The sequence below is a fragment of the Pseudomonas sp. AC016 genome (assembly GCF_979253365.1).
Genome location: NZ_CEEDCC010000001.1, coordinates 2466783 through 2492614, shown reverse-complemented (window position 1 = coordinate 2492614; position 25832 = coordinate 2466783). Strand labels below are relative to the sequence as shown.

Sequence of the window (25832 nt, the reverse complement as noted above, 5' to 3'; positions counted from 1 at the left end):
TTTTAATGACGTCAAATAAATGATGCCATTATGATGGCCTTTCTGTATCCTCGCCGCGCCCTTCTGCGCGACGCCACTGCCCGCTATTACAGTCAGGTTCTACCACGCACGGAAGCTTGTCCAATACGCTGTTAAAGGAATGAACTGTGATCCCTGTTCTGCGCAAGACCCTGCTCGCCCTCTCGGTGGCCGCCTACGCGATGCCCGCATTCGCCGAAACCGTTCAACTGACCAATGCCGGCTTCAAAAGCCAGGGCCAGACTCACACTGGCAACCTCGACATGGGCGGAAGTTATAGCGGGAGCGGTTTGCAGACTATCGTCGGTCTCAACGGTTCGAGGGTCGACAAGGATCTGATTCTCAATGCCGCCATCACCAGCAGCGGCGGAGAAGTGGTGAAAGGTGTCAGCGTAGAGGGCGGCAAGATCGTCGGCACCTTCTTCAATCGTGGCCAGATCGATGTCTCCGGCAAGGGCGCGACGGGTGTTGACCTGACCACCAGCAGCTCGGGGGCTTTTGCAGATCTGGGCTATTTCAACAACCAGGGCACCATTGTCGCTACAGGTGAAAACGCTGAAGGCGTGCGGATCGACGGCGCCAGCTTCACCGGCAACACCACGCACCTGACCAACGACGGGACTATACGCGGGCAGGGTACTGCTATCGCCATCGGTAATACTCGTTTCAATTTGCCGGGCGCTCAGCCGTGGTTCCTTGAAAGAGGCGACTTCAATATCTTCAACAATGGCTCGATCATTTCTGCCGACAAGGCCATTGATGCCTCAGCAAGCAATCGCCCGGTCGAACTGATCCTGCGCAAGGGCAGTGTCATTGTCGGCAACCTGATAGACCTGAGTAATATTGAACTGGAAGGTGACACGTCCTTCACGGCGACCAATACCAGCACTGACGGCTATAACATCCGTCTGAAAAAGGATGGTTTGATCCTTGTTGGCGATACGGGCAGCCCGGCGACCATCTTTACGCTGGAAGCTCCGCACACCAGCATCAATGGCGGCATTTACGTCGCAGGCAACGCTGCGCTGGCCCTGAATCTCAGCAGCGCCACCAACGTGAATACGGCCGTCCTGAGAGTCACCGACGCCGCCCAGTTCGAACCTGGTGCCCAGATCAGGCTGGCCGCCAAGGGTGAGGATTTCAGCGCCACAGGCACTACCTACAAACTGCTCGAAGCAGGCCGAATTGATCTGCTTGACAAAGAGGGTGTGAAAGTCGACCCGAACGGCAAGCTTGATGTCGTCAGCACATCGGCGCTGCTCAACGTCGACAGTTACACCGTCAGCGGTACTCAAGTGGTTGCGGTGGTGACGGCCAAAGGCAAGGAACAGGTTGCCCAGATCGTCACCGATAACGGCGGCTCTACCAATAGCCAGAAAACGCTGGTCAACCTCGTTGATGACAGCATCATCGGCAAAATGAACGATAGCGATCCGTTCAAGCAAGCCTTGCTGAACGCTGATGAAGCTCAGGTTGCCAAGCTGGCTTCGCAACTGACACCGGAAATCAACGGCGGCGCAACCCGTGCCGCGACCACCAGCCAGAGCCTGATCAGTGGCGTCACCGGCAGCCGCACCAGCTCGATACGCGGCGCGTCGTCGGGCGAAGGATTCAAGGAAGCGGGCGTATGGGTCCAGTCGCTTTACAGCGACGCCACTCAAGGCCAGCGTGACGGCGTGGCGGGCTACAACGCCTATAGCCACGGCGTTGCAGTCGGCGCTGACGGCAAGTTGAACGAGAACCTGACCGTGGGTCTGGCGTACAGCTTCATCAATACCGACGTGAATGGCAAAAACGGCAACAAGACCGAAGTCGACAGCCATGCATTCACCCTGTACAGCGGTTTCGAGCTGGGCAACTACTTTGTCGATTCCAGCCTGACCTACGGCCTCAACGACAACCAGGGCAAACGCAGCGTTGCCGGTACGCGTGCCAAATCGGACTATGACAGCGACCTGTTGGGCCTGAATCTGGTGGGCGGCTACACCTACCACGTCACCCCGCAAACGCTGATCGAGCCACGATTGGCTGCGCGTTACAGCCAGGTGAACATCGACGGCTATCGCGAGAAAAACTCGTCGGCCGCGTTGAAGGTCGAAGACCAGCGCTATGAAGCCATCGAGCTGGGCGCGGGTGTACGCGTGGCGGGCAGCTTCGTTCTCGGCGCGGGCACGCTGGAACCGCAAGCCAAACTGATGGCGTATCACGATTTCGCCGCCGACGAGGCCAAGAGCACATCGACCTTCCTGCTCGGCAGCACACCGTTCGTGACCAGCGGTGCCAAGGCGGTACGCGACAGCTACGAAGCAGGCGTGGGTGCGGACTACAAGCTGGGGGCGATCACCCTTGGCCTGAACTACGACTACATCGGCAAGTCGGATTTCGATGCCGATGTGTTCTCGGCAAAAGTGCGTTACGACTTCTGATGACGAACTCCCGTCCCGGCCCTTATCGCTGGGGCGTTTTCTTTCAGGCTTTGATGGCGCTGCTGATCGGCGCCCTCATCGCAGGCTGCCAATCGCCGCGTCAGGCATTGCAACAACTGGCTGACGAGCATGGTCGGCAACTGCAAATCCTGCCCGGCCAGCCGTTCGGGCTGGCTGCGCTGCTGCCGAACCATGTCCCGCCTGCGGGCCGTCTGCGCGTTTACCTTGAAGGCGACGGTCATGCCTGGGCCAGCGCGACCCAACCCAGCCTCGACCCCAGCCCCCGAAATTTGCTGGTGCCGCGCCTGGCTATCGACGACCCGACACCCAACGCCTACCTCGCACGACCTTGCCAGTTCGTCACCTCGCCTGGCTGCAAGACAGCGCTCTGGACAGATCGACGTTTCTCGCAGGAAGTTGTCAGCAGCCTCAGTCAGGCACTCGACCTTCTGAAACAGCGTTACGGCAACCCGTCGTTCGAACTGGTCGGCTACTCCGGCGGGGCTGCTTTGGCGCTGCTGCTGGCTGCTCAGCGTGATGACGTGACCCAAGTCCAGACGCTCGCAGGCAACCTCAGCCCGCGCCTATGGGCACACACCCAACACCTGACACCCCTTGCAGGCTCACTCGATCCACTGGACTACCCGCGTCGGTTGGCGGGCATCCCTCAACGGCATTTCTCAGGGGCTCTGGATGAAGTCGTTCCGACTGCGCTGGCGCAGGCGTATCGCGAGCGGTTGCGCAGCGGTGTGTGCAATCGGGTGGTGGTGATTGAGGGCGTGAGTCATGAAGCCGGATGGGACAGGGTCTGGAGGCTTTGGAGAGATCGGGGGCTGGACCGGTCTGGTGAGTGTGCGGATTAGCGGCTGACGTCCGGCGGCCTTCAGTGGGCGCTGGCGTCAACTTGCGCACCTGAAGCCATCAGATGGTTGCCTAGCGCGTAGACGGTGCAAGCGGGTCGATCGCCAATAACATTCTTTTGACAGTATTCCATCGCCCTGGCAGCGGCATCGTCTTGAGTTCGTTCACCCTTACTCCAGCCCCAGACACCTTTGCCATTGGTTGCGAACGCTTTCTCGTACGACTGGTTTTGCGCATATGCACGCAAGGCGTCCTTTGCTGCAGCACTCAGTTCTGCGGGTGCGGGAAGATCGGTTGCAGGCAGTGCCACGATTTCCTGAGATGCAAGCTGCTGTTTGTTCAGAAAGTCGGCAACGGTATTCCACCACGTTTGTTCAGGCGCCCATTCTATAAAGACATGACCGTTTTTCTCGAATGCCGGAGCCTCCTGAAACTCACCAATGCCTCCGGCAGAGAGATAGGTATCAAACATCTCTCTGCTCAGCGGCATAGGAAATACCTCGTCATTGACGGCGTAAAGCCAGAGCGCCGGCACATGTGACCGCCTGCCAAAGCTTGCGATGGATGCTAACAAGTGCTCTTTGTCGCAAACCCCTCCTGACTTGATTGCGCCACGACCGCCATCGAAGTTGATGATCGCTTGCACGCCCGGAGGATTGTCGGCACCGGCAGCCAATACCGCGAAGCCTCCGGCAGATTGCCCCATCATGATGGCTTCATCAGGCGAGGCCCACGATTCAAGCCGGATGGCGCTCAGAGCGGCGATGAGATCGTCGGCTGCAATTTTACCGGCCCTCGCATGATGGGGGTGCTCGCAGGTTCCAACCTGGTGCTGGTAATCGGTGACGCCTGAAGAGTTTCCATACCCTTGGCGCATGACCACAACTGACGCGTAACCATGGCGAGCAAAGGCTATCGCCGCGGATGAAAATCGGTTGGGGCTGATAGCGCGATCAATCTGATTGCCATCGGTGCCATGGGTGATCAACGCAACCGGCCAGCGTCCGGGCCTGTCGGGGCGTGTGACAAATGCATCCAGCGTCGCCGTCTGTCCGTCAGGCAGATTGACGTTCAGGACAAGAGGCTCTCTGACAAGACCGTCAATCTGGTCGTTGACCTCAGACGTTTGTGTCCAGCCGATGGTTGTCCAGGCAAGCAGAAAGGGCAGCAGTATCCAGGCGAAAGATGATTGTTTGAACGCCATTTGATGAGCCTCTTGAGTGCTTTCAGAAAGTGGCTTTTTATTAAGGTCAGGGCCTTGTTCAAGCTGACAGGCGTTGTGTGTGATTTGAACCAGCTTTTTCGGCAAAAGAACTATCAGGCAGACGCGCTACGTTCAAGCATGCAGTGGCTTGGACCGAGGATCTGCGCTGCATATGCTCCATAAACCTGTCGATTGCCTGCAGGTCACTCAAATTTATGTTCAGGTGGATAGCATGTTGCACCGCTACGAAGGCATAAGCGTCTGCAACCGTGAAGTGATGGCCCATCAACCAGTCCCCTCTGCAAAGCTGTTCATCCAGCCACTCATACGGCCCGCGTAGCCATTGGCGATAGTAGGCCGCAGTCGTCGTGTCGATACGCGGGTTCAACAGGAAGCTGTTGGCTTTATGCATCTCGGTCGCAATGAAGTTCAAGGTTTCCAGCAAACGAATACGTTCAAGCGTTCCATGCATTGGCGCGAGTTCAAGGCAGGGTGTCTGGTCGGCAATACAGGTCAGGATGACCGCCAACTCGCTGATTCGCTCGCCGTCTTGCAACTCCAGCAGCGGGACATAGCCCTTGGGATTGATCTCATGAAAGTCGGTACCGTCCAGCAACGACTGATTGCGAAGGTCGACCTCAGCCAGCCTGAACGCAAGCCCCGTTTCGTGCAGCGCGATCTGCGCCGCCAGCGAGTAGGTTCCGGGTGAGTAATAAAGCGTCATCATCAGTCGTTAGCCGCCCTTTTCAGTACCTTGCGCCGGAATTTTCCTGCTGGGTTATCTGAGCATGGCGGGGTGTCAGTTTCTGGCACCAGGGTTTGGGTTGAGAAGATATGTGGCGCTTAATGAGGACGATGACGCCGTGCTGAAGCGTACGATTTCGGTGGGTGGGGCTGGCTTTCGGCAGACATTAAAAAGCCGGCTTGTGGCCGGCTTCTCGTGGGCAATTTTGGTCTATTTTTGGTAAACCGCAATCGCCTGCAAAAGGTGCATTCGCAAGGAATGCGGATAAGAGAGCAGGGCAGATGCGTCATCTGCCGTGCTGTGGCATCGCCGCGGGGCGGGGATGCTTTGGATGGCGGACAGCATACTGATATTTGCCGCCCATGCCCAGCCTTGATGTGCCATCACGCCTTTGTCAGAACAGCAACATCGCGTTGCGGCGGCTGTTGAGGGTGGACCACCAGAAGATCCAGCCCAGGATGCGGATGCGTTCGTCTTCGATGTCTTCGGCGCTGAAGATTTCGTCGGGGTATTCGGCGTCGTTGTGGCTGCGCAGGCGCAGGCCTCCGTTGGGCAGGCGATAGAGGTAGCGCACGCGCAGGATGCCGCCGTGTTCGATAGCGTAGATTTCGCCGTCGATAACCTGCGTCAGTTCGCGGTCCACCCCCAGAATCGAGCCATCCTGGATCTTGTCGGCCATGCTGTTGCCGACCATGGCGACGCACAGACAGTTTCTGGGGTCGATGCCCATGGTTTGCAGGACCTGCAGCGGCAGGCGGATTTTTTGTCCGGGGGCTTCGGCCAGGACGGTTTTGCTGACGCCATGGGTGGATTCGATTTCCTTGAAGATCTGAATTTCCACGTCTCCACGCAACATGTTTCTTCCTTGATCCTGATGGACGATCAGTCGAGTGTCGCCGCCGTTGTTTTCATTAGCGGAGTCGGACGGGTGTTTGGGGCCTTCGCCGGTGCGCAGCCAGCGGGCGTTAACGGTTAATAATTCAGCCACCTCGTCAATACGCGCCATGGGGACGCCGCGCTTGAACCAGTTATTGACGTGTTGCGGGGTGATCTTGCGGTTGGCAGCAAAATCAGTCGCAGTGAGGTGGCACTCTTTGAGAAGGATGCGGAGTCGATCGCCTGATGTATTCATGGGGCCGAGTTTACTGGCGCGATCAGGGCGTTTAAATGAACGAGGTGTTGATGTCGGCGTTGTCGCTGGGGGTGTGCGGCTAGAGGTATTACAGACGGGACGTTTGTTGTGTAGGCATGTTCCGTAATCGCCGAATTTTGGATAAACGCTGAGGGATTTGCTCAGGCCGGGTGTGCGGGCGTTGACGGGATGTTTATTGCGAGAGAGCGATTAAACGCATTTTTAAACGCGGGTTTTGAAAAAAATCGCAGCAGAGGGGGCGTTGCGCGGGGAGGGTGTTACGGACATCTATGCCAAGACACCCGCAACGCAGGTGTCTCGACCTAGCAAACCGTCAATCAGCCTTTGAAGGCTGCAACCGATTTGGTGATTTCAGCACGGGCGGCTTCTGCGTCGCCCCAGCCTTCGATCTTGACCCATTTGCCTTTTTCGAGATCCTTGTAGTTCTCGAAGAAGTGCTTGATCTGCTCAAGCAGCAGGGCTGGCAGGTCGGTGTACTCTTTGACGTCGACGTACAGCTGGGACAGCTTGTCGTGCGGGACTGCGATGACTTTGGCATCGCCGCCGCCGTCGTCGGTCATGTGCAGGATGCCGACCGGGCGTGCGCGAATGACCGAACCCGGGGAAACCGGGTATGGGGTCACGACCAGCACGTCGAGGGGGTCGCCGTCATCCGCCAGGGTGTTGGGGATGAAGCCGTAGTTGGCTGGGTAGAACATTGGGGTGGCCATGAAACGATCAACGAACAGGCAATCGGTGTCTTTGTCGATTTCGTACTTGATCGGCGCGTGGTTGGCCGGGATTTCGATCGCGACGTAGATGTCGTTCGGCAGGTCTTTACCCGCCGGAATCTTGCTGTAGCTCATTGGGCTTTGCCCCCGTAGTTGACCAGACAGATTTTGGCGCGAACCGCCAAAAAGTGGTCCGGATTATAGGCATATTCTGTTTTGGTTGCCACGCGCGGGGTTGGCGGTTTCAGTCGGTGTCCTTGTAAGCCGGGTCCTGATCCTGCAAAGCCTTCAGCCGGGCGAGGGTGTCCTGGCGGTAGAAGGCTTTGAGTTGGTCGTAGACAGCGGGATAGCTGGCGTGCAACAGGTCGGGGGCGCTGAAAAAGTATTCGCTGGTGACGGCGAAAAATTCGGCGGCGTCCTGAGCGGCGTACGGGTCGATGGTGGTTTCGGCGTCTGGGTTCAGGTCGAGCTGACGGTTGAGGTCGTCGAAGGCACTCTGCATGATGCTGGCCCACTCGGTAACGCGCATATCGCTGTGCAGCGGTGGCAGACCGTTGGCGTCGCCGTTGAGCATGTCCAGTTTGTGTGCCAGCTCGTGGATCACCAGGTTGTAGCCGTCCCAGTCACCGCTCGACACCACGCCTGGCCAGGCCAGAATCACCGGGCCTTGCAGCCATGCCTCGCCGCTGTGTTCGCCGTCCCATTCGTGTTCGATGCCGCTGGCGTCGCGATGACGCTGCGGGCTGACGAAGTCGTCAGGGTAGAGCACGATCTCGTGAAAGCCCTGATACCAGTTCAGGTCGCCTAGATTCAGCAACGGCAGTTGCGCCTGTGCGGCCAGAAACAGCCGGTGCTCATCGTTCAGTTCAACGCCCGGTAGTGCGGTCAGGTGCTTGTCGTGCAGAAACAGCACGCAGGCATCGCGCAACTGCGCTTCCTGCTCGGCGCTCAGGCCGTCGAGGATCGGCAGGCGCTGGCGAACGGTTTGCCAAAGCTCAGTGGAAACCGGGTGCTTCGCCAGCGTGCGTTGCCTGCGCCAGTTGCTGAATGACCACATGGGTCAGCTGACGTCGACGGAGCGGCCTGTGCGGCTGCGCACGACGCCGATGATCATCGGCAGCAGGGAAAGCACGATGATTGCCAGGACCAGGAACGTCAGGTTCTGCTTGATGAACGGCACGTTGCCGAAGAAGAAGCCGAGCGTGACCAGACTGCCCACCCACAGCACCGAACCCAGCATGCTGAAACCGACGAAGCGCGGGTAGTGCATGCGGCCGACGCCCGCCACGAAGGGGGCGAAAGTGCGGATGATCGGCAGGAAGCGCGCCAGCGTGACGGTCTTGCCGCCATGACGCTCGTAGAACGCCTGGGTGCGCAGCAGGTAGTCGCGACGGAAAATTTTCGACCTGGGGTTGCTGAACAGTTTTTCACCCGCCGTGCGGCCGATGACGTAGTTCGTGCTGTCGCCCAGTATCGCTGCCAGCATCAACAGCCCGGCGAGCAGAACCGGGTCCATGCCGCCACCGGCTGCCACGGCGCCTGCGATGAACAGCAGGGAATCGCCCGGCAGGAACGGCATGATCACCAGACCGGTCTCGCAGAAGATCACCAGAAACAGAATCGCGTAGATCCACGTGCCGTAGTTGGTCACCAGCATGTCGAGGTAAACATCGAGATGCAGGATGAGGTCGAGCGGGTTGAATTCCATTGAAGCACCTGAGGCGAGAACCCTGAGCCGGGTCGCGTGCGGAAGAAACTACGTGTGCAGTACGCGCGGCATTATAGAAGGAGAATGCGGGCAGAGGGCCGCAAGCTTTCAACAGAGATGTTACAACTGTTGCGAGACAGGAGGTATGGGCGAGCAAAAGCGGAAAAATCCGGATTGCTCGCAAACAGAATCAACGGTCCGAGTTGATCGGCAGCACGTAGTTCTTGAACTGGGTGTCTTCCTTGAAGCCAATCGACTCGTAGACTTTTTGCGCCACGTCGTTGTTGCTGCTGGTCGACACGCGCATGCGCACGGCCTGGGTTTCCTTGGCCATTTTCTTGGCTTCTTTCATCAGGTGGTCGGCGACCAATTGTCTGCGGGCGTCTTCGGCGACGTAGATGTCGTTGAGAATCCAAACGCGCTTGAGCGACAGCGAGGAATAGCTGGGGTAGAGCTGGCAGAAGCCCAGCAGTCTGTTCTCGTCATCCTTCGCCAGTGCGAGATAAATCACTGACTCTTCGCGGCGCAGGCGCTTCTCCAGAAAGTCCCGCGACGAATCCGGGAATGGCAGCTCGCCGTAGAATTCACGGTATTTGACGAACAACGGGCAGAGCAGGTCCAGGTGTTCAAGCGTGGCTTTTATGATCCGCATGGTCGGGCCTCAACTTCACTATGGGCTAATGCAATGCGCCAGGATGGTCACAGCGATGCTGCCTGGCGGCTTTAGAAAGCGCAATCTAATGCGGGTCGTCCGGGCCCGCGAGCAGGAAATTGCCAGTGCGTCTGCTCAGGTTGTCGGCGGCCTCGTCGGATTCCACAGTCTTGAGCTCCGCTTCGTCCTTGAGTTTTACCCCCGACACCTGACGGCGGCAGGCCTCGCGCATCAGGTACAGCAGGCGATGGGCCGCCATCCCGTAGCTCAGGCCTTCCAGCCGGATGTTGGAGATGCAGTTGCGGTGCGCATCGTTGAGTCCGACTTTCGGCGCGTAGGTGAAATACAGGCCCAGGCTGTCAGGAGAACTGAGGCCAGGGCGTTCGCCGATCAGGATCACCACCATTTTTGCGCCAAGCAGCTCGCCGATCTCGTCGGCGACGGCGACGCGACCCTGTTCCACCATGATCACAGGCGACAGCGTCCAGCCTTCTGCTTCAGCCTGTTCTTCCAGGCGCACCAGAAAGGGCACCGCGTGGCGATGAACGGCCAGCGCCGACAGGCCGTCTGCCACCACTATCGCCAGATCGAGCCCGCCCGGATGAGCGGCTGCGTAGTCGCGCAACTGGCTGGCAGACTCATCGTTCAGGCGTCTTCCCAGATCCGGTCTTTGCAGATAACTGTCACGGTCGGCGGCGGCGCTGTGCAGTAACAAGGTTTCACGGCCTTTTTCAGCCAATTGAGCGCTGATGCCCGCATGATCGAACGCCAGATGCACCGCATCGCGTGCCTGGGCATGAGCCAATTGAAAGTCCAGTTGCGCGGATGTCGGCAGGCTGGTGCCGGTACGGCCCAGGGCGATACGGGCTGATGTCAGGCGACGCAGTTCCAGCCAGGGATTGGGCGGCGTGGCGTCCGGCTTGGCTTCAATGCTTTCCATTTCATTCACAGGCGGTTCCCTCATGCCAGATGCGCCAGGGCGTGACGGAAGGCGGGCGGCAGGCTGTCGCCGAAACGCACACGTCCGTCGGCCTGCGTGAAGATGCCCATTTTTTCCAGCCAGGCCTCGTATTCCGGAGCCGGACGCAGGCCCAGGCTTTGCCGGGCATAGAGCGCGTCGTGGAACGAGGTAGTCTGGTAGTTGAGCATGATGTCGTCGGAGCCGGGGATGCCCATGATGAAGTTGATCCCGGCGACGCCCAGCAGCGTGAGCAGCGTGTCCATGTCGTCCTGATCGGCTTCGGCATGGTTGGTGTAGCAGATGTCGCAGCCCATCGGCACGCCCAGCAATTTGCCGCAGAAGTGGTCTTCAAGGCCGGCGCGGATGATCTGTTTACCGTTGTACAGGTACTCCGGGCCGATAAAGCCGACCACAGTGTTGACCAAGAACGGATTGAAATGCCGTGCAACGGCGTAGGCGCGGGTCTCGCAGGTCTGTTGATCGACCCCATGGTGCGCGTTCGCCGACAGCGCGCTGCCTTGCCCGGTCTCGAAATACATCAGGTTCTGCCCGAGCGTGCCGCGGTTGAGGCTCAGTCCTGCGTCGTAACCTTCCTGCAGCAGGTTCAGGTTGATACCGAAGCTGGCGTTGGCAGCTTCGGTGCCGGTGATCGACTGGAACACCAGGTCCACCGGCACGCCGCGGTTGATCACTTCGATGGACGTCGTAACGTGGGTCAGCACGCAGGACTGGGTCGGAATCTCGTAGCGCTGGACGATGGCGTCGAGCATTTCCAGCAGCGCGATGATGGACGAGGTGCTGTCGGTGGCCGGGTTGATGCCAATCATGGCGTCGCCGTTACCGTACAGCAGGCCGTCCAGCACGCTGGCTGCGATGCCGGAGGGATCATCGGTCGGGTGGTTGGGCTGCAGGCGGGTCGACAGGCGGCCGCGCAGGCCGACGGTGTTGCGAAAGCGCGTGACGACGCGGATTTTCTGCGAAACCAGTACCAGATCCTGTACACGCATGATCTTCGAAACGGCGGCAGCCATTTCCGGCGTCAGGCCGGGAGCCAGTGCTCGCAGGCTGGTTTCGTCGGCCTGATCGCTGAGCAGCCAGTCACGAAAACCGCCGACGGTCAGGTGACTTACAGGCGCGAAGGCGAGGGTGTCGTGTGTGTCGATGATCAGCCGCGTGACTTCGTCGTCTTCGTACGGAATCAGCGCTTCTTCAAGAAAATGCTTGAGTGGGATATTCGCCAGCGCCATCTGCGCGGCTACACGCTCGCCATCGTTCTGCGCTGCGACTTCGGCCAGAAAATCGCCGGAACGTGCAGGGCTGGCCTTGGCCATGACTTCTTTGAGGCTGTCGAAGCGATACGTCTGCGCGCCGACAGAATGAGAAAAGCTCGCCATACAGATTCTCCATGACGTCCCGCTGCTCGCGTCGGACGTGGTCTTTCGGCCGAACCGGTGACGTCCCGGTTCAAACGACTGTGGGAAGCGATGTAAGCAATTAATACTCCATCCTGAGGATGAGTGCGAGTTTGCGGGGCGCAGCGGGTAAGTCTGAGGGAAGATGCGTCATGCCGGAGCATTGCCTGGCAAAAGGGCGCACGACGATAGTGCGTGCATACCTGATCGTGCCCACGCAGAGCCCTGATCGTGCCCATCGCTCCGCGTGGGCATGCCTCCCGTGACGCTCCGCGTCACAAATGGCACAGATTGCGGATTCAGTGAGCCGAGCGCATGACGTGGATAACGCTGGAGCTTGTCCACGCATCTGCGGCACATTCAAGAGCGGACGCGGAGCGTCCTGAGCGGCATTCCCACGCGGAGCGTAGGAACGATCAGCGTGATATCAAGCACTCGACTGTCACGCTTGGCGTCACGAGATGCATGCCCAACGCTGAGCGATGGGCATGATCATCCCGTCAGTGAATCAGAAGAACCCCAGCGGATGGGTGTCGTAGCTCACCAGCAGGTTTTTGGTCTGCTGATAGTGCTCGAGCGCGATCTTGTGGGTTTCGCGGCCGACGCCGGATTTCTTGTAGCCACCGAACGCAGCATGTGCGGGGTAGAGGTGGTAGCAGTTGGTCCAGACGCGACCTGCCTTGATGGCGCGGCCCACGCGGTAGGCGCGGTTGATGTCGCGGGTCCATAGACCTGCGCCCAGACCGAACTCGGTGTCGTTGGCGATGGCCACCGCTTCGGCCTCGTCCTTGAAGGTCGTGACGCTGACCACCGGGCCGAAGATCTCTTCCTGGAACACGCGCATCTTGTTGTTGCCCTTGAGCAACGTCGGCTGAATGTAATAGCCGCTCGACAGATCACCTTCCAGCTTCTCGACCTTGCCGCCGGTCAACAGCTCGGCGCCTTCGCCCTTGGCGATATCGAGGTAGGAAAGAATCTTGTCGAACTGCTGCTCGGACGCCTGCGCGCCGACCATGGTGTCAGTGTCCAGAGGATCGCCGCGCTTGATCTTCTCGACCTTGCGCATCACCGCTTCCATGAACTGTGGATAAATCGATTCCTGCACCAGCGCGCGGGACGGGCAGGTGCAGACCTCACCCTGGTTGAAGAACGCCAGCACCAGACCTTCGGCGGCTTTTTCGATGAACTCCGGTTCGGCGCTCATGATGTCTTCGAAGAAAATGTTCGGCGACTTGCCGCCCAGCTCCACGGTGGACGGAATGATGTTGTCCGCCGCCAGCTTCATGATGTGCGAGCCGACCGGGGTCGAGCCGGTGAAGGCAATCTTGGCGATGCGCTTGCTGCTGGCCAATGCTTCGCCTGCTTCACGGCCATAACCCTGCACAATGTTCAGCACGCCCGGTGGCAGCAGATCGCCAATCAGTTCGATCAGCACGCTGATGCCCAACGGCGTCTGCTCGGCAGGCTTGAGCACGATGCAGTTGCCGGCTGCCAGCGCCGGAGCGAGCTTCCACGCGGCCATCAGGATCGGGAAGTTCCAGGGAATGATCTGCCCGACCACGCCCAGCGGTTCATGGATGTGATAGGCCACGGTGTTGCCGTCGATCTCGGCAGCGCTGCCTTCCTGAGCGCGCAGTACGCCCGCGAAGTAGCGGAAGTGGTCGGCGGCCAGCGGGATGTCGGCGTTCAGGGTTTCGCGAATCGCCTTGCCGTTGTCCCAGGTTTCGGTGATGGCCAGGATTTCCAGATTGGCTTCGATGCGGTCGGCGATTTTCAACAGGACCAGCGAGCGGGCCTGCACCGAGGTCGAGCCCCAGGCTTCTGCGGCTGCGTGGGCGGCGTCGAGCGCCTTGTCGATGTCTTCGGCGGTGGAGCGGGGGAATTCGGCGATGGCCTTGCCGGTAACGGGCGAGGTGTTGGTGAAATACTGACCTTTGACCGGAGCGACAAACTCGCCGCCGATGTAGTTACCGTAGCGTTCCTTGAAATTGACGATGGCGCCTTCGGTACCGGGATGAGCGTAACGCATGGTATGTCTCCTGGTTCTTGTTGTGAGGAAGTCTGTATCGATTCAGCTTTCAAACATCTGGCAGCAGGTTATCAAGAGTAGGCTATTTGCCTCGCCTTCGGGACCTGAACTTTAGCCTCATGTCTGTGCGCTGGACCAGACCCTGAACGACGTGATTACGGACAAACTCTGGGTGCCATTTCACCGTCCCTACGTTAACCTGCCGGGATGTTCTGAGAGGTTGGTCATGCACATTCATATCCTTGGTATCTGCGGCACGTTCATGGGCTCGCTGGCGGTGCTCGCCAAAGAGTCGGGCCATCGGGTCACGGGCTCCGACGCCAACGTCTATCCACCCATGAGTACGCAGCTCGAAGCCCAAGGCATCGAACTGACCCAGGGTTACGACCCTGCGCAGCTCGATCCTGCGCCGGACCTGATCGTGATCGGTAACGCCCTGTCGCGTGGTAACCCTGCGGTCGAGTATGTCCTGAATAAAGGTTTGCCTTATGTGTCCGGCCCGCAGTGGCTGGCCGACCATGTGCTGCAAGGTCGCTGGGTTCTGGCCGTGGCGGGCACGCATGGCAAGACCACCACCAGCAGCATGCTGGCCTGGGTGCTCGAACACGCAGGCATGAGCCCAGGCTTCCTGATTGGCGGTGTCCCGCAGAATTTCGCAGTGTCGGCGCGTCTGGGTGAAACACCGTTCTTTGTGGTCGAGGCTGACGAGTATGACAGTGCGTTCTTCGACAAGCGTTCCAAGTTCGTCCACTACCGCCCGCGCACCGCAATTCTCAACAATCTTGAGTTCGATCACGCGGACATCTTCCCGGATCTGCCAGCCATCGAGCGCCAGTTCCATCATCTGGTGCGCACCATTCCGAGCGAAGGGCTGGTGATTCATCCGACGACCGAACCTGCGTTGTCGCGGGTCATTGAGATGGGTTGCTGGACACCCGTACAGACCACCGGGCAGGGCGGCCAGTGGCAGGCCCGTCTGTTGAGCGAAGACGGCTCGCGTTTTGAGGTGATCTTTGAAGGCCAGGTGCAGGGCACGGTCGAGTGGGACATGACAGGACAGCACAACGTAGCCAATGCCCTGGCGACCCTGGCGGCAGCGCGTCATGTGGGCGTGGTGCCTGCGCAGGGCGTTGAAGCGCTCAGTGCGTTCAAGAGCGTCAAGCGACGCATGGAGAAGGTTGCCGAGGTACATGGCATCACGATCTATGACGACTTCGCCCACCATCCGACAGCGATAGCCACGACGTTGGACGGTCTGCGCAAGAAGGTCGGCGACGCCTCGATCATCGCTGTGATCGAGCCGCGTTCCAACTCCATGAAGCTCGGCGCACACCGCGACGGTCTGCCGGAAAGCGTACAGCAGGCCGATCAGGTGGTCTGGTATGCGCCTGCCAATCTGGGCTGGGACCTGGGCGCCACAGCGGCTGAATGCAAAGTGCCTGCGGTGGTCTGCGATTCGCTTGAAGCGATCATTGCGCGGGTCAAGAGCCAGGCACAACCAGGCACGCATATCGTGATCATGAGCAACGGCGGCTTCGGCGGCCTGCATGGCAAACTGGCAGAGGCCTTGAAATGAGCGGGCCAGAGCGCATTACCGTCGCCATGACCGGCGCCTCGGGCGCGCAATACGGCCTGCGTCTGCTGGACTGTCTGGTGCGTGAAGACCGGGAGGTGCACTTTCTGATCTCCAAGGCGGCGCAATTGGTCATGGCGACCGAAACCGATGTGCGCCTGCCACCCAAGGCGATGATGATGCAGGCTTTCCTCACCGAGTACACCGGTGCGGCGGCGGGGCAGATTCGGGTCTATGGCCGCGATGACTGGATGTCGCCAGTGGCCTCGGGGTCGGGCTCGCCCAGCGCGATGGTGGTGGTGCCCTGTTCGACCGGCACGCTGTCGGCGATTGCGACTGGCGCCTGCAACAACCTGATCGAGCGAGCGGCCGACGTGACGCTGAAAGAGCGTCGTCAGTTGATTCTGGTACCACGCGAGGCGCCGTTCTCCAGCATTCACCTGGAGAACATGCTCAAGCTGTCGAACATGGGCGCGGTGATCCTTCCCGCATCGCCCGGCTTCTACCATCAGCCGCAGACCATTGATGACCTGGTGGATTTCGTGGTCGCGCGAATTCTCAATCTGCTGAATGTGCCGCAAGACATGTTGCCGCGCTGGGGCGAGCACCATGTCGGTGGCGATGAATAAGCTGCTGGTGATTGCGCTGGCGCTGGTCATGACCGGCTGCGCCACCGCTCGCACGCTTAACGCCGCCAAGCCCGGCGCGCCGGTGGTTTACGCCGGTACGCGGCTCAACATGTATGCGCTGGAGGGCGGTTGCTGTGCGACCGACCGTTTCGGGGCTGAAGCGCCGAGCTATCCGGCACTGGACATGCCGGGCAGCGCCGTCCTCGACACGTTATTGCTGCCGTTGTCACTGCTGACCGCGCTGGGTTTCGGTGTTCAGGCTACAGGCGGGCTTTGACGGACGGTCTTTGAATGTATCGATCGTGCAGATGCTCTGCGCTCATCGTTATACACAAATCCGCCTAAATATTGATCGTGCCCATCGCTCTGCGTCCGCTTTGTGACGCGGAGCGTCACGGGAGGCTTTGCCACGCTGGAGCGTGGTAACGATCAGGGACTTCTTTATTTCCCCAGCTTGCGCAGCTCATCCGACTCGACAATGCGTTCGCCGTCCTGTTCTTCCAGCGCCAGTCGCCAAAGGGCGCGGGCCAGTTGGCAGGCTTCGATGGCGCCGTATTTGCCGGGGATCAGTTTGGCGATGGGCGCGGCCAGTTGTTCGGCCCAGCGGGTTTCCGGGCGATTGCCGACCAGCAGAGACGGGCGGGCGATGGTCAGTTGCGGCCAGTCCTGTGCTCTGAGGGCCTGTTCCATCTCGCCTTTGATGCGGCTATAGAACACGCTGGATCTGGCATCGGCATTGACGGCGCTAATGACCAGCAGGTGTCGGGCACCCAGCTCACGTGCCCGTTTGGCGAACGCCACAACCAGTTCCAGGTCAACCGCCTTGAAGGCGTCTTGCGAGCCCGCCTGTTTGATGGTCGTTCCCAGGCAGCAGAACGCGATGTCCACGCGGCCACCCAGCGACGGCAGTAACGTGTTCAGGTCGCCCACTGGGTTTTCAAGGTGAGGATGCTCTGCCAGCGCCCGGCGTGTGGGAGCCAGAACGCGGCTGACGGTAGGTTCGTTGAGCAGGCGGTCCAGTAGATGTTCGCCGGTCAGGCCCGTGGCCCCTGCGAGCAGGATGTGTTGCGGCGTCAAGTACATAATGTTTCTCCCTTGATACTGATAAGCCTAGCGGCTACTCGAGGTCTTCGCTTCCTTGCGATTCAACGCCGTATTCAGCGCGCGTTCTGCCTGATTCCTGCGCAGCAGTTGCCAGCGGGCAATAACGCCCTTGGGTGCCCAGATCTGCGGCTCTGACGCTTCGAAGTTGTCTTCGGTTTCGCGTCGGGACACGTAGGCTTTGGCGTCATTGAAAGCCTGCTGCAGGTCATCGGTTTCGACCAGCGCCCTGCCGAATAGTGCATCGCCAAAATAGGTGAAGTCGGCCTCTTCCGAACAGCCGAAGGAGACACGGTCAGCGCGGGACGCGGTCATGATCACCGTTCGCTCGTCTTTGAGGTCCGGGATGAAGCCGCCTGAATAGCAGGCCGAGATCACCACGACCTTGTCGCGGTTTTTCAGCGGAGCCAGCGCTGCAGCCAGTGCGTCGGCAGGCAGGTCGGCCAGTGACAGGCGCGGCTGGTCGAGCACCAGTTCGTGGTCTTGCGTGCCGTGGCTGGTCAGGTAAATGAAAATCAGGTCTTCAGGGCCGGTGCGCTGCGCCAACGTCTGCACGGCGCGGGTGATGGTCTCGCGGGTCGCCATCGGCCGGTCGTCCATATGGTCGCGATGATTGACCAGGCTGATCTGCCCGACTGCGCCAAAACGCGTGGCCAGCAGGTTGCTCACGTAATCCGCTTCGCGCATGAACACGCTTTGCTTGCCGTCGCCGCCCACCACCAGGCTATACAGTTCGGGCGCGGCGGTGGAGGCGGGCACGGCAGCCAGCGCCTTCTCCAGCAGCGAACCCTGAGCAAGCAGACCTGTTTCCAGTGCGTCGGGCAACAGCTTGCCCCTGGCGTCGCGGATACGTTGACCGTTGGCCCAGATGCCGCTCTGCACCGTGCCGTCGGCCGCGGTCAGTACGCCTTTGCCTTGATAGGTGTCATCGGCAAACTCACCGACATAGGTGCTGCCGTCCGGCAGGTGCAGTTTTCCCTCGCCTGCGAAGCGCCAGTTATCGAAACTGCCCTGATAGCGGCTGCCGTCGGAGCCGATCAGTTCGCCCTTGCCGGTCAGCGCGCCTTCCTTGAATTCGCCGCTCCAGACGTCGCCGTCACTGTTCTCATAGCGACCCTGGCCGTCGAGCTGACTGTTGCGAAAACGGCCAACGTACTGGTCGCCGTCCGCGCTGGTGAAGCTGCCGTTGCCCTGCAACTGGCCATCGACGAACATGCCGCTGTACTGATTGCCGCTGGCGTCACTGCGTATGCCTTCGCCGTTGGGTTTGCCGTTGGCGAACAGGCCCTGATACTGGCTGCCGTCCTCCAGTTCCAGGCGGCCCGGGCCGTCATACAGGCCTTCTTTAAACTGGCCGCGGTACAACAGGCCCTTGTCCTTCTGGGTGCCTTCGCCTTCGCGGCGACCCAGCCTGAAGCCGCCGACATAGCTGGCGCCGCTGCTGGTGGTGAGCTTGCCCTGGCCGTTGAACAGGCCCTGTTCGAAGCCGCCCTTGTAAATGTCGCCGTTGCTTGCATGCAACTCGCCGATGCCTTGCCTCTGGCCGCGATCAAACTGGCCTTCGTACCAACTGCCGTTGGGGTAATCGATCCGGCCCTGACCCTGCAGCACGCCGTCGACCAGATCGCCACGGTAGCGCCCGCCATCCGCGAGACGGCCGTCTGGAGGCAGCAGTGATTCGCCATCACCGCAGCCTGCGATCAAGAGTGTCAAAGCCAGTGGGGCGAGCGCGCGCATGTGAGATCCCGGAAGAGTGATTCAGGATTGAGCGTGGCTCTGCTTTTGCAGATGTTATGTCTCAACCGTCGGCGAGTATGCCGCAGTGAGTAACGGGTACGAAACAGTCTGTTACGACTGTTTCGTTTTTCAGACAGGTTACACGAAGCACATCGACAGCGGCTCGGCGACAAACGCCGGTTTTTCCTGTCCCTCGATCTCCATGGTGGTGGTCGCCTTGAGCAGCCACTGGCCGGGCTTCTTCTCGGTAGCATCGGTCAGTTCGACCTTCAGGCGCACACGGGAATTGACCAGCACCGGCTGAACGAAGCGCACGGTATCCAGTCCGTAGTTGATCACCATCTTCATGCCTTCGGGCAGTACCAACAGATCGCCCATCAGTTGGGGGATGAGCGACAGCGTGAGAAAACCGTGAGCGATGGTTGCGCCGAACGGGGTGTTTGCAGCCTTGACCGGATCGACGTGGATGAACTGAAAATCCCCTGTCGCCTCGGCGAACAGGTTGATGCGTTCCTGATCGATGGTCAGCCAGTCGGAACATCCCAGTTCCTTGCCGATGTAGTTCTTGAGCTCTGTAACCGGTACAAAAGGCATTTCACTCTCCTTGTCATGTGATGTTGTAGCGTGATGCCGCTGCCCGCGTAGGACATTGCCTGCGGGCGAACCACTAGATCAGCAGAGGGTTGCAGGTTGGTCAAGGAACGTCATGCAGACGAATACCTGCACATAGGCACTGGCGCGTCATGTTTATAATGCGGCCGAGAATTCGCCGGATCTGTCTAGTGTGCTGGAGTGCTCATGTTGCTAAGGGGTTTGACCTGGCTGGTGCTGTTCCAATTACTGGGGACAGCGCTCAACCATTTGTTTCTATCAATACTGCCAGGGCCGATCATCGGTCTGGTGCTGCTCATGGCGTTTCTGATGATGCGCGGTGAGGTCAGTGAACACGTCAGCGTGGCCGCCAGCAGTCTGTTGCGTTACTTGCCGTTGTTGCTGGTGCCGCCCGCAGTGGGCGTGATGGTCTACGCGGGCGCCATTGCTCAGGATTTCTGGGCCATTTTCGGCACCTTGTCGTTGTCGCTGATGATTTCCCTGACGTTCGCCGGCTGGCTGATGCAGAGGCTTATCGAGCGTCAGGCCCGCCGTCGGGAGCCGTCATGAGTCTGGACTGGCACGGCGCGTGGGTCTCGGTGATCCATCACCCACTATTCGGCATCGCCATCACGCTGGGCGCCTATCAACTGGCCATGGCCGCCTACGAGAAAACCCGCTGGCTGTTTCTGCAGCCGGTGCTGGTCTCGATGCTCGTGGTGATCGGTATTCTGCTGACGTGTGGTCTGGACTACGCCGAATACCGTAAAAGCACTGAGATACTCGGGGTTCTGCTCGGGCCGGCCACCGTCGCGCTGGCCGTGCCGCTTTATCTGAATCTGCGCCGCATTCGGCAATTGTTATGGCCGACCTTGACTACGCTGGTGATTGGCGGCGTTTTTGCCACGGGTCTTTGCGTGGGGCTGGGCCTGCTGTTCGGCGCTGATCACATGATTCTGATGACCATGGCGCCCAAGTCGGTGACCTCGCCCATCGCCATGCTGGTAGCGGAGCAGATGGGTGGCGTCGCAGCGCTGGCGGCAGTATTCGTATTGATTACCGGCGTGTTCGGTGCCATTTTCGGCCCCGGTCTGCTGTCGCTGGCGGGTGTCGAGAATCAAGCTGCCCGAGGCATGGCCCTGGGTCTCACAGCACATGCGGTCGGGACTTCCGTCGCGCTGCAGGAAGGAGAAGAATCAGGGGCTTTCGCTGCACTGGCGATGAGCCTGATGGGGGTTGCGACGGCAGTGTTTCTGCCGTTGGCGATGTCGTTGGTCGTTTAAAGGGGCTTTTTATGACGTTGCCTTTGTTTCCATTGAACGCTGTGCTGTTTCCGGGTTGCGTGCTTGACCTGCAACTGTTCGAGGCACGCTATCTGGACATGATCGGCCGCTGCATGAAGCAGGGCGCAGGGTTCGGTGTGGTGTGCATCACCCAGGGGAGTGAAACGGGCTCTGCTCCCGGCGGCTACTCGCTGATCGGCTGCGAAGCGCTGGTTCAGGATTTTCAGCAGCAGGACAATGGCCTGCTGGGCATTCGCGTGGTCGGCGGACGACGCTTCCGCGTGGTGGCCGCAGAGGTGCAGCGCGATCAGTTGCTGGTGGCAGATGTGGAGTGGCTGGACGAGCCCGAAGAGCGCCCGTTGCAGGAAGAGGATGCCGATCTGGTTGCGCTGCTCGAAGCGCTGGCCGAACACCCGATGGTTGCGTCGCTGAATATGGGCGTCAGCGCCACGGGTCAGCAGTCGCTGTCCAATCAACTGGCGTATCTGCTGCCGTTTACCGAAGAAGACAAGATCGAACTTCTGGAAATCGACGATCCCGAAGAGCGCCTGGATGCCATTCAGGAATTGCTGGATGAGATGCAGGGTGATCTGCAGGCCTGAGCCTGGCCGTGCCAATGCTCTGCGTTGGCATGCCGCCCTTGACGTTGCGCGCTCCATTGCGTCCGGTCACGCAGATGTTTCGGCGTGACACGTTGGACGCGGAGCGTCCCGAGATGCATTCCCACGCTGGAGCGTAGGAACGATCAGCGTTAGGGCCTGAAGCCGTATGAATGATCGTGCCCACGCTCTGCGTAGTTACGATCAGCGTCAGTCCTCAATACTGATAACGCAGCACCCCGTGCGACAGGGCGTGTACAGCAAACGAGCCGAGCAATGCGGTCAGGGCCGGGATAATCAGCCACCAGACTTTGGGTGACATGGCTGGCAGCGACTCGTTGCGCTGGATGATCGCAAGACTCGCGGCGCAGATGCAGAACGCCAGCAGCATGCCTGCCAGGATATCCGTCGGCCAATGCACGCCCAGGTACACCCGCGACAGGGCAATCGCCAATGCCGGAATCCCGAAGACCAGCAACCACGTCAGGCGCAGCCGCACCGGCTGGCCACGTCCGGCCAGCACCGCGACGGTCATGAACAGCGCGAATGCCGCCGAGCTGTGCCCACTCGGCATGCTGTAAGTGGTGAGCGGATCGAGCAGCACTTCCGGGCGAGCCCGCGCAAAGAATGCTTTCAACGTGCCATTCGCAATAGCGGTGCCCAGTGTGGTCGCCAGCGCGAACGCTGCATGACGCCATTGTCTGGCGATCAGCAGCACAATGATCAGCAACGCGGCAGCAAACAACTGAGTCCTGAAGTCGCCCAGTCCAGTGACCAGCACCACAATGTGTTGAGCCGTTTCGCTGCGGTGCTCCTGCACCAGCGTCATGAGTCCGTTATCGAAATCCTTCAGGTACGGCCAGCCCACGAACAGCGAGGCGACCAGCAGCAGGCTGGTCAGCGAGATCACTTTGGTTGCATAACGCTTCTGGCGAATGCTGCTTTGAATGCTGAGCCCGATCAGCAGTGCCAGACCTGCACCGACTACAGCGGCCTCTGGCCAGAAGCCTTCCGGCAGCGGCAACCGGATGGCCGCGCCAGCGGCCCAGCCCGGCATCAGGTAGGCAATCGACCAGCCAGCGGCTGCCACTACGCTCACTGCCGCAAAACGCGGGAACGGCATGTCGCACATGCCCGCGATCATGGGCAGCATCGGCCGCAGCGGGCCGATGAAACGTCCTACCAGCAGGCTGGCGATGCCGTATTTGTGGAAATAGGATTCCGCGCCCGTCATCCATTCAGGATGGGTGCGCAACCCCGGCAACTGGCGGATTCGCTGATGGAAGCGACGGCCAATGAAGTACGACACGGCGTCGCCCAGCAATCCGCCAAGAAAACCCAGCAGCAACACCTCGCTCAACGGCAGGATGCCGCTGCCGGCCAGCGCGGCAATGGCAAACATGATGACCGTGCCCGGCACGACGATCCCGACAATCGCGACGCATTCTATGAACGCCACCACAAAGATCGCGACGGCGACCCACGAAGGGTTTGCCGTCAGCCAGCCGGTCATGCCATTGAGCAGTTCGCCCATGGGTCAGTTTCCTTGATCGAGAAGTAAGTAGTCGCGGCCTTCGACCTGGCCGCGTCTGAGAGGATTTCGGGTACAGAAGCGGGCGTAATCGGCATCGACGAAGCGATACATCAGGTGCTCATCGCGCCCGGTGGGAATGCCCAGTCGTGTGGTCTGGATGATACGAGTCGGGTGCTGGCCGACATCCTCGACCAGAAGCCTCTGTGGATCGAAACGCTTTGCGTCCCACATCGGCACTTTAAGGCCCAGCGCCTTGCACAGCAGTGTCTGACCTGCACACAGCCGCTGCGGAGGGCGGATGGCACCGCTGGCATCAGGGTTGTTCAACTGCATCTGCGCCAGCGCGTTTTCATCGCTGACCGAGTCGGTCCACGGGTACGCCGACTTGATCAGCACCGCATTGCCTGGCCCTTCGGCGCTGAAGTTCAATGAGTCGCCGCCCCGGGCGTAATACATATAAATGTGACCGCCCTCGAGAAACAGCGCCTTGCGCTTCTCGGTGTAGCCCAGCGAGGCGTGGCTGCCTTTTTCGGCGCAGTAGTAGGCTTCGGTCTCGATGATGCGCGCCGCCAGCCACAGCTCGCCGACCTTGTGCCGGATGACCTTGCCCAGCAGCTCGCGCGCCAGGGTCTGGGCGTCGCGATGAAAGAAGCTGTCGGGAAGTGCGGTCGGCATAGGCTGGCAACTGAAATAGGAGGCTGCCGATAATAACAAGCGCTGCTTGAATTGCAGCTGAATGTGTCGTGTCGGCAGACTTTGTTGTTTCTGAAAGTGACTGGACTCAGGCACGCCTGATGCGCGTCATGGCGGCATCTCGACCGTTGCGAATGGCGACAGTTGCAGAAAAGTGCGCACTGTTATCGACCATCCGCCTGTCTGCGCTGTCGTTCGAGCGGCACGACAGCTATAATCGGCCGCTTTCCTCTTTGCCAAGACCACTGAGACCATGACTGAGTCCGTTCTTGACTACATGACCCGCCTGGGTCGCGCCGCCCGCGAAGCTTCGCGAGTGATCGGCCGTGCCAGCACCGCGCAGAAAAACCGCGCCCTGCTGGCCACTGCTGCCGCTCTGGACGAAGCCCGTGCCGAGCTGTCCGCCGCCAATGCGCTGGACCTGGCCAACGGTCAGGCCAACGGTCTCGAGCCGGCCATGCTGGAACGTCTGGCCCTGACCCCCGCACGCATCGACGGCATGATCGTCGGGTTGCGTCAGGTCGCCAGTCTGCCGGACCCGGTCGGCGCGATTCGTGACATGAGTTATCGGCCGTCGGGTATTCAGGTCGGCAAGATGCGCGTGCCGCTGGGTGTTGTAGGCATCATCTATGAGTCGCGTCCGAACGTGACCATTGATGCCGCCAGTCTGTGCCTGAAGTCGGGTAACGCGACCATCCTGCGTGGCGGATCAGAAGCCATTCATTCCAATCGCGCGATTGCCGCCTGCATCGAGCGTGGTCTTGCCGACGCCGGGCTGCCTGCTGCCGTGGTGCAAGTGGTCGAAACCACCGACCGCGCTGCCGTGGGTGCGCTGATCACCATGCCCGAATACGTGGACGTCATCGTCCCGCGTGGCGGCAAGGGCCTGATCGAGCGCGTCAGCCGTGACGCCCGTGTGCCGGTCATCAAGCATCTGGACGGTATCTGTCACGTTTACGTGAGTGCCCATGCCGATCTGGCGAAGGCGCAGAAGATCGCGTTCAACGCCAAGACCTATCGCTACGGTATCTGCGGCGCGATGGAGACGTTGCTGGTCGATCAGACCGTTGCCGCCGAGTTTCTGCCGCCCATGGCTGCGCAGTTTCGCGAGAAGGGCGTCGAGTTGCGTGGTTGCGAGCGCACCCGCGAGCTGATTGATGTCAATGCGGCAACCGAAGAGGACTGGCACACCGAGTATCTGGCGGCGATTCTGTCGATTCGTGTCGTCACTGGTCTGGATGAAGCCATCGAGCACATCAACCATTACGGCTCGCATCACAGCGATGCCATCGTTTCCGATCATCAGGGTCAGACGCGCCGGTTCATGGCGGAAGTCGACTCGAGTTCGGTGATGGTCAATGCGCCGACCTGCTTTGCCGACGGCTTCGAATACGGGTTGGGTGCCGAGATCGGCATTTCTACTGATAAGCTGCACGCCCGCGGACCGGTCGGCCTGGAAGGGCTGACCTGCGAGAAGTACATCGTGATCGGTGACGGTCAGCTGCGCGGACAAGCCTGACTTGAGCGAGCCCATGACAACGCTGCCCAGACGTATCGGCATGCTTGGGGGCACGTTCGATCCGGTTCATATCGGCCATTTGCGCGGTGCGCTGGAAGTGGCCGAACTGCTGGAACTCGATGAGTTGCGCCTGACGCCCAGCGCCAGGCCTCCGCATCGCGACATGCCGAGTGTCACGGCCGAGGATCGTCTGGCGATGGTCCGCAGTGCAGTGCAAGGCGTGTCACCCCTGACGGTGGATGACCGTGAACTGAAACGGGACAAACCGTCGTATACCCTCGACACCCTGGAATCGATGCGCGCCGAACTCGCGCCTCAGGACCAGTTGTTTCTGTTGCTGGGTTGGGATGCCTTTTGCGGGCTGCCCTCCTGGCATCGGTGGGAAGAATTGCTGGAGCACTGCCATATCGTGGTGCTGCAACGCCCGGACGCGGACAGCGAGTCGCCGGACGCCATGCGCAACCTGCTGGCGGCACGCGCAGTCAGCGATCCAAAAGCCCTGAAAGGGCCGGGCGGCAACATTACATTCGTCTGGCAGACGCCTTTATCGGTGTCTGCCACCCAGATCCGTCAACTGCTGGCCAGCGGTAAGTCGGTACGTTTTCTGGTGCCAGACGCGGTACTGGCCTATATCGATGCGCACGGGCTTTACCGTGCGCCGAACACTGATGGGTCGCCCTGAAACTGCTTTTTT

General features: G+C 60.1%; 25 protein-coding genes. 10 read left to right on the top strand and 15 right to left on the bottom strand.

Going from position 1 to position 25832, the window contains the following annotated elements; all coding sequences use genetic code 11:
• Positions 1-200: 200 nt before the first annotated feature.
• Together AC0IXS_RS11110 and AC0IXS_RS11105 are read left to right on the top strand one after the other, a co-directional pair.
• Positions 201-2444, top strand: coding sequence for an autotransporter family protein (locus AC0IXS_RS11110; protein WP_471826221.1), 2244 nt, complete (start codon positions 201-203; stop codon positions 2442-2444).
• Positions 2444-3307, top strand: coding sequence for an alpha/beta hydrolase (locus AC0IXS_RS11105; RefSeq protein ID WP_471824624.1), 864 nt, complete (start codon positions 2444-2446; stop codon positions 3305-3307). Before AC0IXS_RS11110 ends, AC0IXS_RS11105 begins: the two co-directional genes overlap by 1 nt.
• A gap of 20 nt (positions 3308-3327) precedes the next feature.
• Here AC0IXS_RS11105 and AC0IXS_RS11100 read toward each other — a convergent pair whose 3' ends face one another.
• The 10 genes from AC0IXS_RS11100 to exaC all read right to left on the bottom strand — a co-directional run bounded on the left by AC0IXS_RS11100 (position 3328) and on the right by exaC (position 13879).
• Positions 3328-4614 carry an alpha/beta hydrolase family protein gene (locus AC0IXS_RS11100; protein ID WP_471824621.1) on the bottom strand — a complete coding sequence of 429 codons (1287 nt, stop codon included), beginning with the start codon at positions 4612-4614 and terminating at the stop codon, positions 3328-3330.
• Positions 4568-5236, bottom strand: coding sequence for a glutathione S-transferase N-terminal domain-containing protein (locus AC0IXS_RS11095; protein ID WP_057410882.1), 669 nt, complete (start codon positions 5234-5236; stop codon positions 4568-4570). The genes AC0IXS_RS11100 and AC0IXS_RS11095 overlap by 47 nt, the downstream gene beginning before the upstream one ends.
• A gap of 412 nt (positions 5237-5648) precedes the next feature.
• Complete coding sequence (locus AC0IXS_RS11090) at positions 5649-6386, bottom strand: LexA family transcriptional regulator (RefSeq protein WP_043305238.1); 738 nt, start codon at positions 6384-6386, stop codon at positions 5649-5651.
• A gap of 338 nt (positions 6387-6724) precedes the next feature.
• Positions 6725-7252: an inorganic diphosphatase gene (ppa, locus tag AC0IXS_RS11085; RefSeq protein WP_004883760.1), complete on the bottom strand. Its 528-nt coding sequence runs from the start codon at positions 7250-7252 to the stop codon at positions 6725-6727.
• Positions 7253-7361: 109 nt separating this feature from the next.
• A complete protein-coding gene (locus AC0IXS_RS11080) occupies positions 7362-8174 on the bottom strand; it encodes a M90 family metallopeptidase (protein ID WP_137202865.1) in 813 nt (270 codons plus the stop codon).
• 3 nt (positions 8175-8177) lie between these two features.
• Positions 8178-8825, bottom strand: a complete 648-nt coding sequence (locus tag AC0IXS_RS11075; RefSeq protein WP_004883762.1) for a DedA family protein — start codon at positions 8823-8825, stop codon at positions 8178-8180.
• Positions 8826-9015: 190 nt separating this feature from the next.
• The gene (locus AC0IXS_RS11070) at positions 9016-9477 is read right to left on the bottom strand and encodes a GNAT family N-acetyltransferase (protein ID WP_004883763.1); all 462 of its coding nucleotides are present in this window, start codon (positions 9475-9477) and stop codon (positions 9016-9018) included.
• Positions 9478-9562: 85 nt separating this feature from the next.
• A complete protein-coding gene (eutC, locus tag AC0IXS_RS11065) occupies positions 9563-10441 on the bottom strand; it encodes an ethanolamine ammonia-lyase subunit EutC (RefSeq protein WP_471824616.1) in 879 nt (292 codons plus the stop codon).
• The gene (locus AC0IXS_RS11060) at positions 10438-11832 is read right to left on the bottom strand and encodes an ethanolamine ammonia-lyase subunit EutB (RefSeq protein WP_471824614.1); all 1395 of its coding nucleotides are present in this window, start codon (positions 11830-11832) and stop codon (positions 10438-10440) included. Before AC0IXS_RS11060 ends, eutC begins: the two co-directional genes overlap by 4 nt.
• 526 nt (positions 11833-12358) lie before the next feature.
• Positions 12359-13879 carry an acetaldehyde dehydrogenase ExaC gene (gene exaC / locus AC0IXS_RS11055; protein ID WP_004885889.1) on the bottom strand — a complete coding sequence of 507 codons (1521 nt, stop codon included), beginning with the start codon at positions 13877-13879 and terminating at the stop codon, positions 12359-12361.
• Between the two features lie 226 nt (positions 13880-14105).
• Here exaC and mpl point away from each other — a divergent pair, with 226 nt between their 5' ends.
• From mpl to AC0IXS_RS11040, 3 genes are read left to right on the top strand one after another with little or no spacing between them, the layout of a single operon-like run.
• A complete protein-coding gene (gene mpl / locus AC0IXS_RS11050) occupies positions 14106-15455 on the top strand; it encodes a UDP-N-acetylmuramate:L-alanyl-gamma-D-glutamyl-meso-diaminopimelate ligase (protein WP_057410888.1) in 1350 nt (449 codons plus the stop codon).
• Complete coding sequence (ubiX, locus tag AC0IXS_RS11045; protein ID WP_004885884.1) at positions 15452-16081, top strand: flavin prenyltransferase UbiX; 630 nt, start codon at positions 15452-15454, stop codon at positions 16079-16081. Before mpl ends, ubiX begins: the two co-directional genes overlap by 4 nt.
• The gene (locus tag AC0IXS_RS11040) at positions 16074-16358 is read left to right on the top strand and encodes a YceK/YidQ family lipoprotein (protein ID WP_029241872.1); all 285 of its coding nucleotides are present in this window, start codon (positions 16074-16076) and stop codon (positions 16356-16358) included. The genes ubiX and AC0IXS_RS11040 overlap by 8 nt, the downstream gene beginning before the upstream one ends.
• Before the next feature lie 164 nt (positions 16359-16522).
• On the opposite strand, the gene AC0IXS_RS11035 is transcribed toward AC0IXS_RS11040, so the two are convergent.
• The 3 genes from AC0IXS_RS11035 to AC0IXS_RS11025 all read right to left on the bottom strand — a co-directional run bounded on the left by AC0IXS_RS11035 (position 16523) and on the right by AC0IXS_RS11025 (position 19513).
• Positions 16523-17164: an oxidoreductase gene (locus tag AC0IXS_RS11035; protein WP_057410889.1), complete on the bottom strand. Its 642-nt coding sequence runs from the start codon at positions 17162-17164 to the stop codon at positions 16523-16525.
• 27 nt (positions 17165-17191) lie between these two features.
• Positions 17192-18919, bottom strand: a complete 1728-nt coding sequence (locus tag AC0IXS_RS11030) for a C13 family peptidase (RefSeq protein WP_449117556.1) — start codon at positions 18917-18919, stop codon at positions 17192-17194.
• A 138-nt stretch (positions 18920-19057) separates the two neighbouring features.
• The gene (locus AC0IXS_RS11025; protein WP_025995547.1) at positions 19058-19513 is read right to left on the bottom strand and encodes a MaoC family dehydratase; all 456 of its coding nucleotides are present in this window, start codon (positions 19511-19513) and stop codon (positions 19058-19060) included.
• Between the two features lie 204 nt (positions 19514-19717).
• Between AC0IXS_RS11025 and AC0IXS_RS11020 the strand changes: the two genes are divergently transcribed.
• From AC0IXS_RS11020 to AC0IXS_RS11010, 3 genes are read left to right on the top strand one after another with little or no spacing between them, the layout of a single operon-like run.
• A complete protein-coding gene (locus AC0IXS_RS11020) occupies positions 19718-20080 on the top strand; it encodes a CidA/LrgA family protein (protein ID WP_057410891.1) in 363 nt (120 codons plus the stop codon).
• A gap of 2 nt (positions 20081-20082) precedes the next feature.
• On the top strand, positions 20083-20793 hold the full coding sequence (locus tag AC0IXS_RS11015) for an LrgB family protein (protein ID WP_170968973.1): 711 nt from the start codon (positions 20083-20085) through the stop codon (positions 20791-20793).
• A gap of 11 nt (positions 20794-20804) precedes the next feature.
• Positions 20805-21395 carry an LON peptidase substrate-binding domain-containing protein gene (locus AC0IXS_RS11010; RefSeq protein ID WP_004885870.1) on the top strand — a complete coding sequence of 197 codons (591 nt, stop codon included), beginning with the start codon at positions 20805-20807 and terminating at the stop codon, positions 21393-21395.
• A 214-nt stretch (positions 21396-21609) separates the two neighbouring features.
• Here AC0IXS_RS11010 and AC0IXS_RS11005 read toward each other — a convergent pair whose 3' ends face one another.
• Both AC0IXS_RS11005 and AC0IXS_RS11000 read right to left on the bottom strand, forming a co-directional pair.
• A complete protein-coding gene (locus tag AC0IXS_RS11005) occupies positions 21610-22926 on the bottom strand; it encodes a bifunctional DedA family/phosphatase PAP2 family protein (RefSeq protein WP_043305231.1) in 1317 nt (438 codons plus the stop codon).
• 3 nt (positions 22927-22929) lie between these two features.
• Complete coding sequence (locus AC0IXS_RS11000; protein WP_122668956.1) at positions 22930-23601, bottom strand: DNA-3-methyladenine glycosylase; 672 nt, start codon at positions 23599-23601, stop codon at positions 22930-22932.
• Between the two features lie 271 nt (positions 23602-23872).
• Here AC0IXS_RS11000 and AC0IXS_RS10995 point away from each other — a divergent pair, with 271 nt between their 5' ends.
• The gene (locus AC0IXS_RS10995; RefSeq protein WP_088234499.1) at positions 23873-25138 is read left to right on the top strand and encodes a glutamate-5-semialdehyde dehydrogenase; all 1266 of its coding nucleotides are present in this window, start codon (positions 23873-23875) and stop codon (positions 25136-25138) included.
• 22 nt (positions 25139-25160) lie between these two features.
• Positions 25161-25820, top strand: a complete 660-nt coding sequence (gene nadD / locus AC0IXS_RS10990) for a nicotinate-nucleotide adenylyltransferase (RefSeq protein ID WP_161627631.1) — start codon at positions 25161-25163, stop codon at positions 25818-25820.
• The last annotated feature ends 12 nt before the right edge of the window (positions 25821-25832 follow it).

What these genes read in the sequence shown, in the direction of transcription:
- AC0IXS_RS11110 (WP_471826221.1), top strand. Translation starts at nt 201, where the DNA reads ATGCCCGCATTCGCCGAAACCGTTCAACTGACCAATGCCGGCTTCAAA.
- AC0IXS_RS11105 (WP_471824624.1), top strand. Translation starts at nt 2,444, where the DNA reads ATGACGAACTCCCGTCCCGGCCCTTATCGCTGGGGCGTTTTCTTTCAG.
- AC0IXS_RS11095 (WP_057410882.1), bottom strand. Translation starts at nt 5,236, where the DNA reads ATGATGACGCTTTATTACTCACCCGGAACCTACTCGCTGGCGGCGCAG.
- AC0IXS_RS11090 (WP_043305238.1), bottom strand. Translation starts at nt 6,386, where the DNA reads ATGAATACATCAGGCGATCGACTCCGCATCCTTCTCAAAGAGTGCCAC.
- ppa (WP_004883760.1), bottom strand. Translation starts at nt 7,252, where the DNA reads ATGAGCTACAGCAAGATTCCGGCGGGTAAAGACCTGCCGAACGACATC.
- AC0IXS_RS11080 (WP_137202865.1), bottom strand. Translation starts at nt 8,174, where the DNA reads ATGTGGTCATTCAGCAACTGGCGCAGGCAACGCACGCTGGCGAAGCAC.
- AC0IXS_RS11075 (WP_004883762.1), bottom strand. Translation starts at nt 8,825, where the DNA reads ATGGAATTCAACCCGCTCGACCTCATCCTGCATCTCGATGTTTACCTC.
- AC0IXS_RS11070 (WP_004883763.1), bottom strand. Translation starts at nt 9,477, where the DNA reads ATGCGGATCATAAAAGCCACGCTTGAACACCTGGACCTGCTCTGCCCG.
- eutC (WP_471824616.1), bottom strand. Translation starts at nt 10,441, where the DNA reads ATGAGGGAACCGCCTGTGAATGAAATGGAAAGCATTGAAGCCAAGCCG.
- AC0IXS_RS11060 (WP_471824614.1), bottom strand. Translation starts at nt 11,832, where the DNA reads ATGGCGAGCTTTTCTCATTCTGTCGGCGCGCAGACGTATCGCTTCGAC.
- exaC (WP_004885889.1), bottom strand. Translation starts at nt 13,879, where the DNA reads ATGCGTTACGCTCATCCCGGTACCGAAGGCGCCATCGTCAATTTCAAG.
- mpl (WP_057410888.1), top strand. Translation starts at nt 14,106, where the DNA reads ATGCACATTCATATCCTTGGTATCTGCGGCACGTTCATGGGCTCGCTG.
- ubiX (WP_004885884.1), top strand. Translation starts at nt 15,452, where the DNA reads ATGAGCGGGCCAGAGCGCATTACCGTCGCCATGACCGGCGCCTCGGGC.
- AC0IXS_RS11040 (WP_029241872.1), top strand. Translation starts at nt 16,074, where the DNA reads ATGAATAAGCTGCTGGTGATTGCGCTGGCGCTGGTCATGACCGGCTGC.
- AC0IXS_RS11035 (WP_057410889.1), bottom strand. Translation starts at nt 17,164, where the DNA reads ATGTACTTGACGCCGCAACACATCCTGCTCGCAGGGGCCACGGGCCTG.
- AC0IXS_RS11030 (WP_449117556.1), bottom strand. Translation starts at nt 18,919, where the DNA reads ATGCGCGCGCTCGCCCCACTGGCTTTGACACTCTTGATCGCAGGCTGC.
- AC0IXS_RS11025 (WP_025995547.1), bottom strand. Translation starts at nt 19,513, where the DNA reads ATGCCTTTTGTACCGGTTACAGAGCTCAAGAACTACATCGGCAAGGAA.
- AC0IXS_RS11020 (WP_057410891.1), top strand. Translation starts at nt 19,718, where the DNA reads ATGTTGCTAAGGGGTTTGACCTGGCTGGTGCTGTTCCAATTACTGGGG.
- AC0IXS_RS11010 (WP_004885870.1), top strand. Translation starts at nt 20,805, where the DNA reads ATGACGTTGCCTTTGTTTCCATTGAACGCTGTGCTGTTTCCGGGTTGC.
- AC0IXS_RS11005 (WP_043305231.1), bottom strand. Translation starts at nt 22,926, where the DNA reads ATGGGCGAACTGCTCAATGGCATGACCGGCTGGCTGACGGCAAACCCT.
- AC0IXS_RS11000 (WP_122668956.1), bottom strand. Translation starts at nt 23,601, where the DNA reads ATGCCGACCGCACTTCCCGACAGCTTCTTTCATCGCGACGCCCAGACC.
- AC0IXS_RS10995 (WP_088234499.1), top strand. Translation starts at nt 23,873, where the DNA reads ATGACTGAGTCCGTTCTTGACTACATGACCCGCCTGGGTCGCGCCGCC.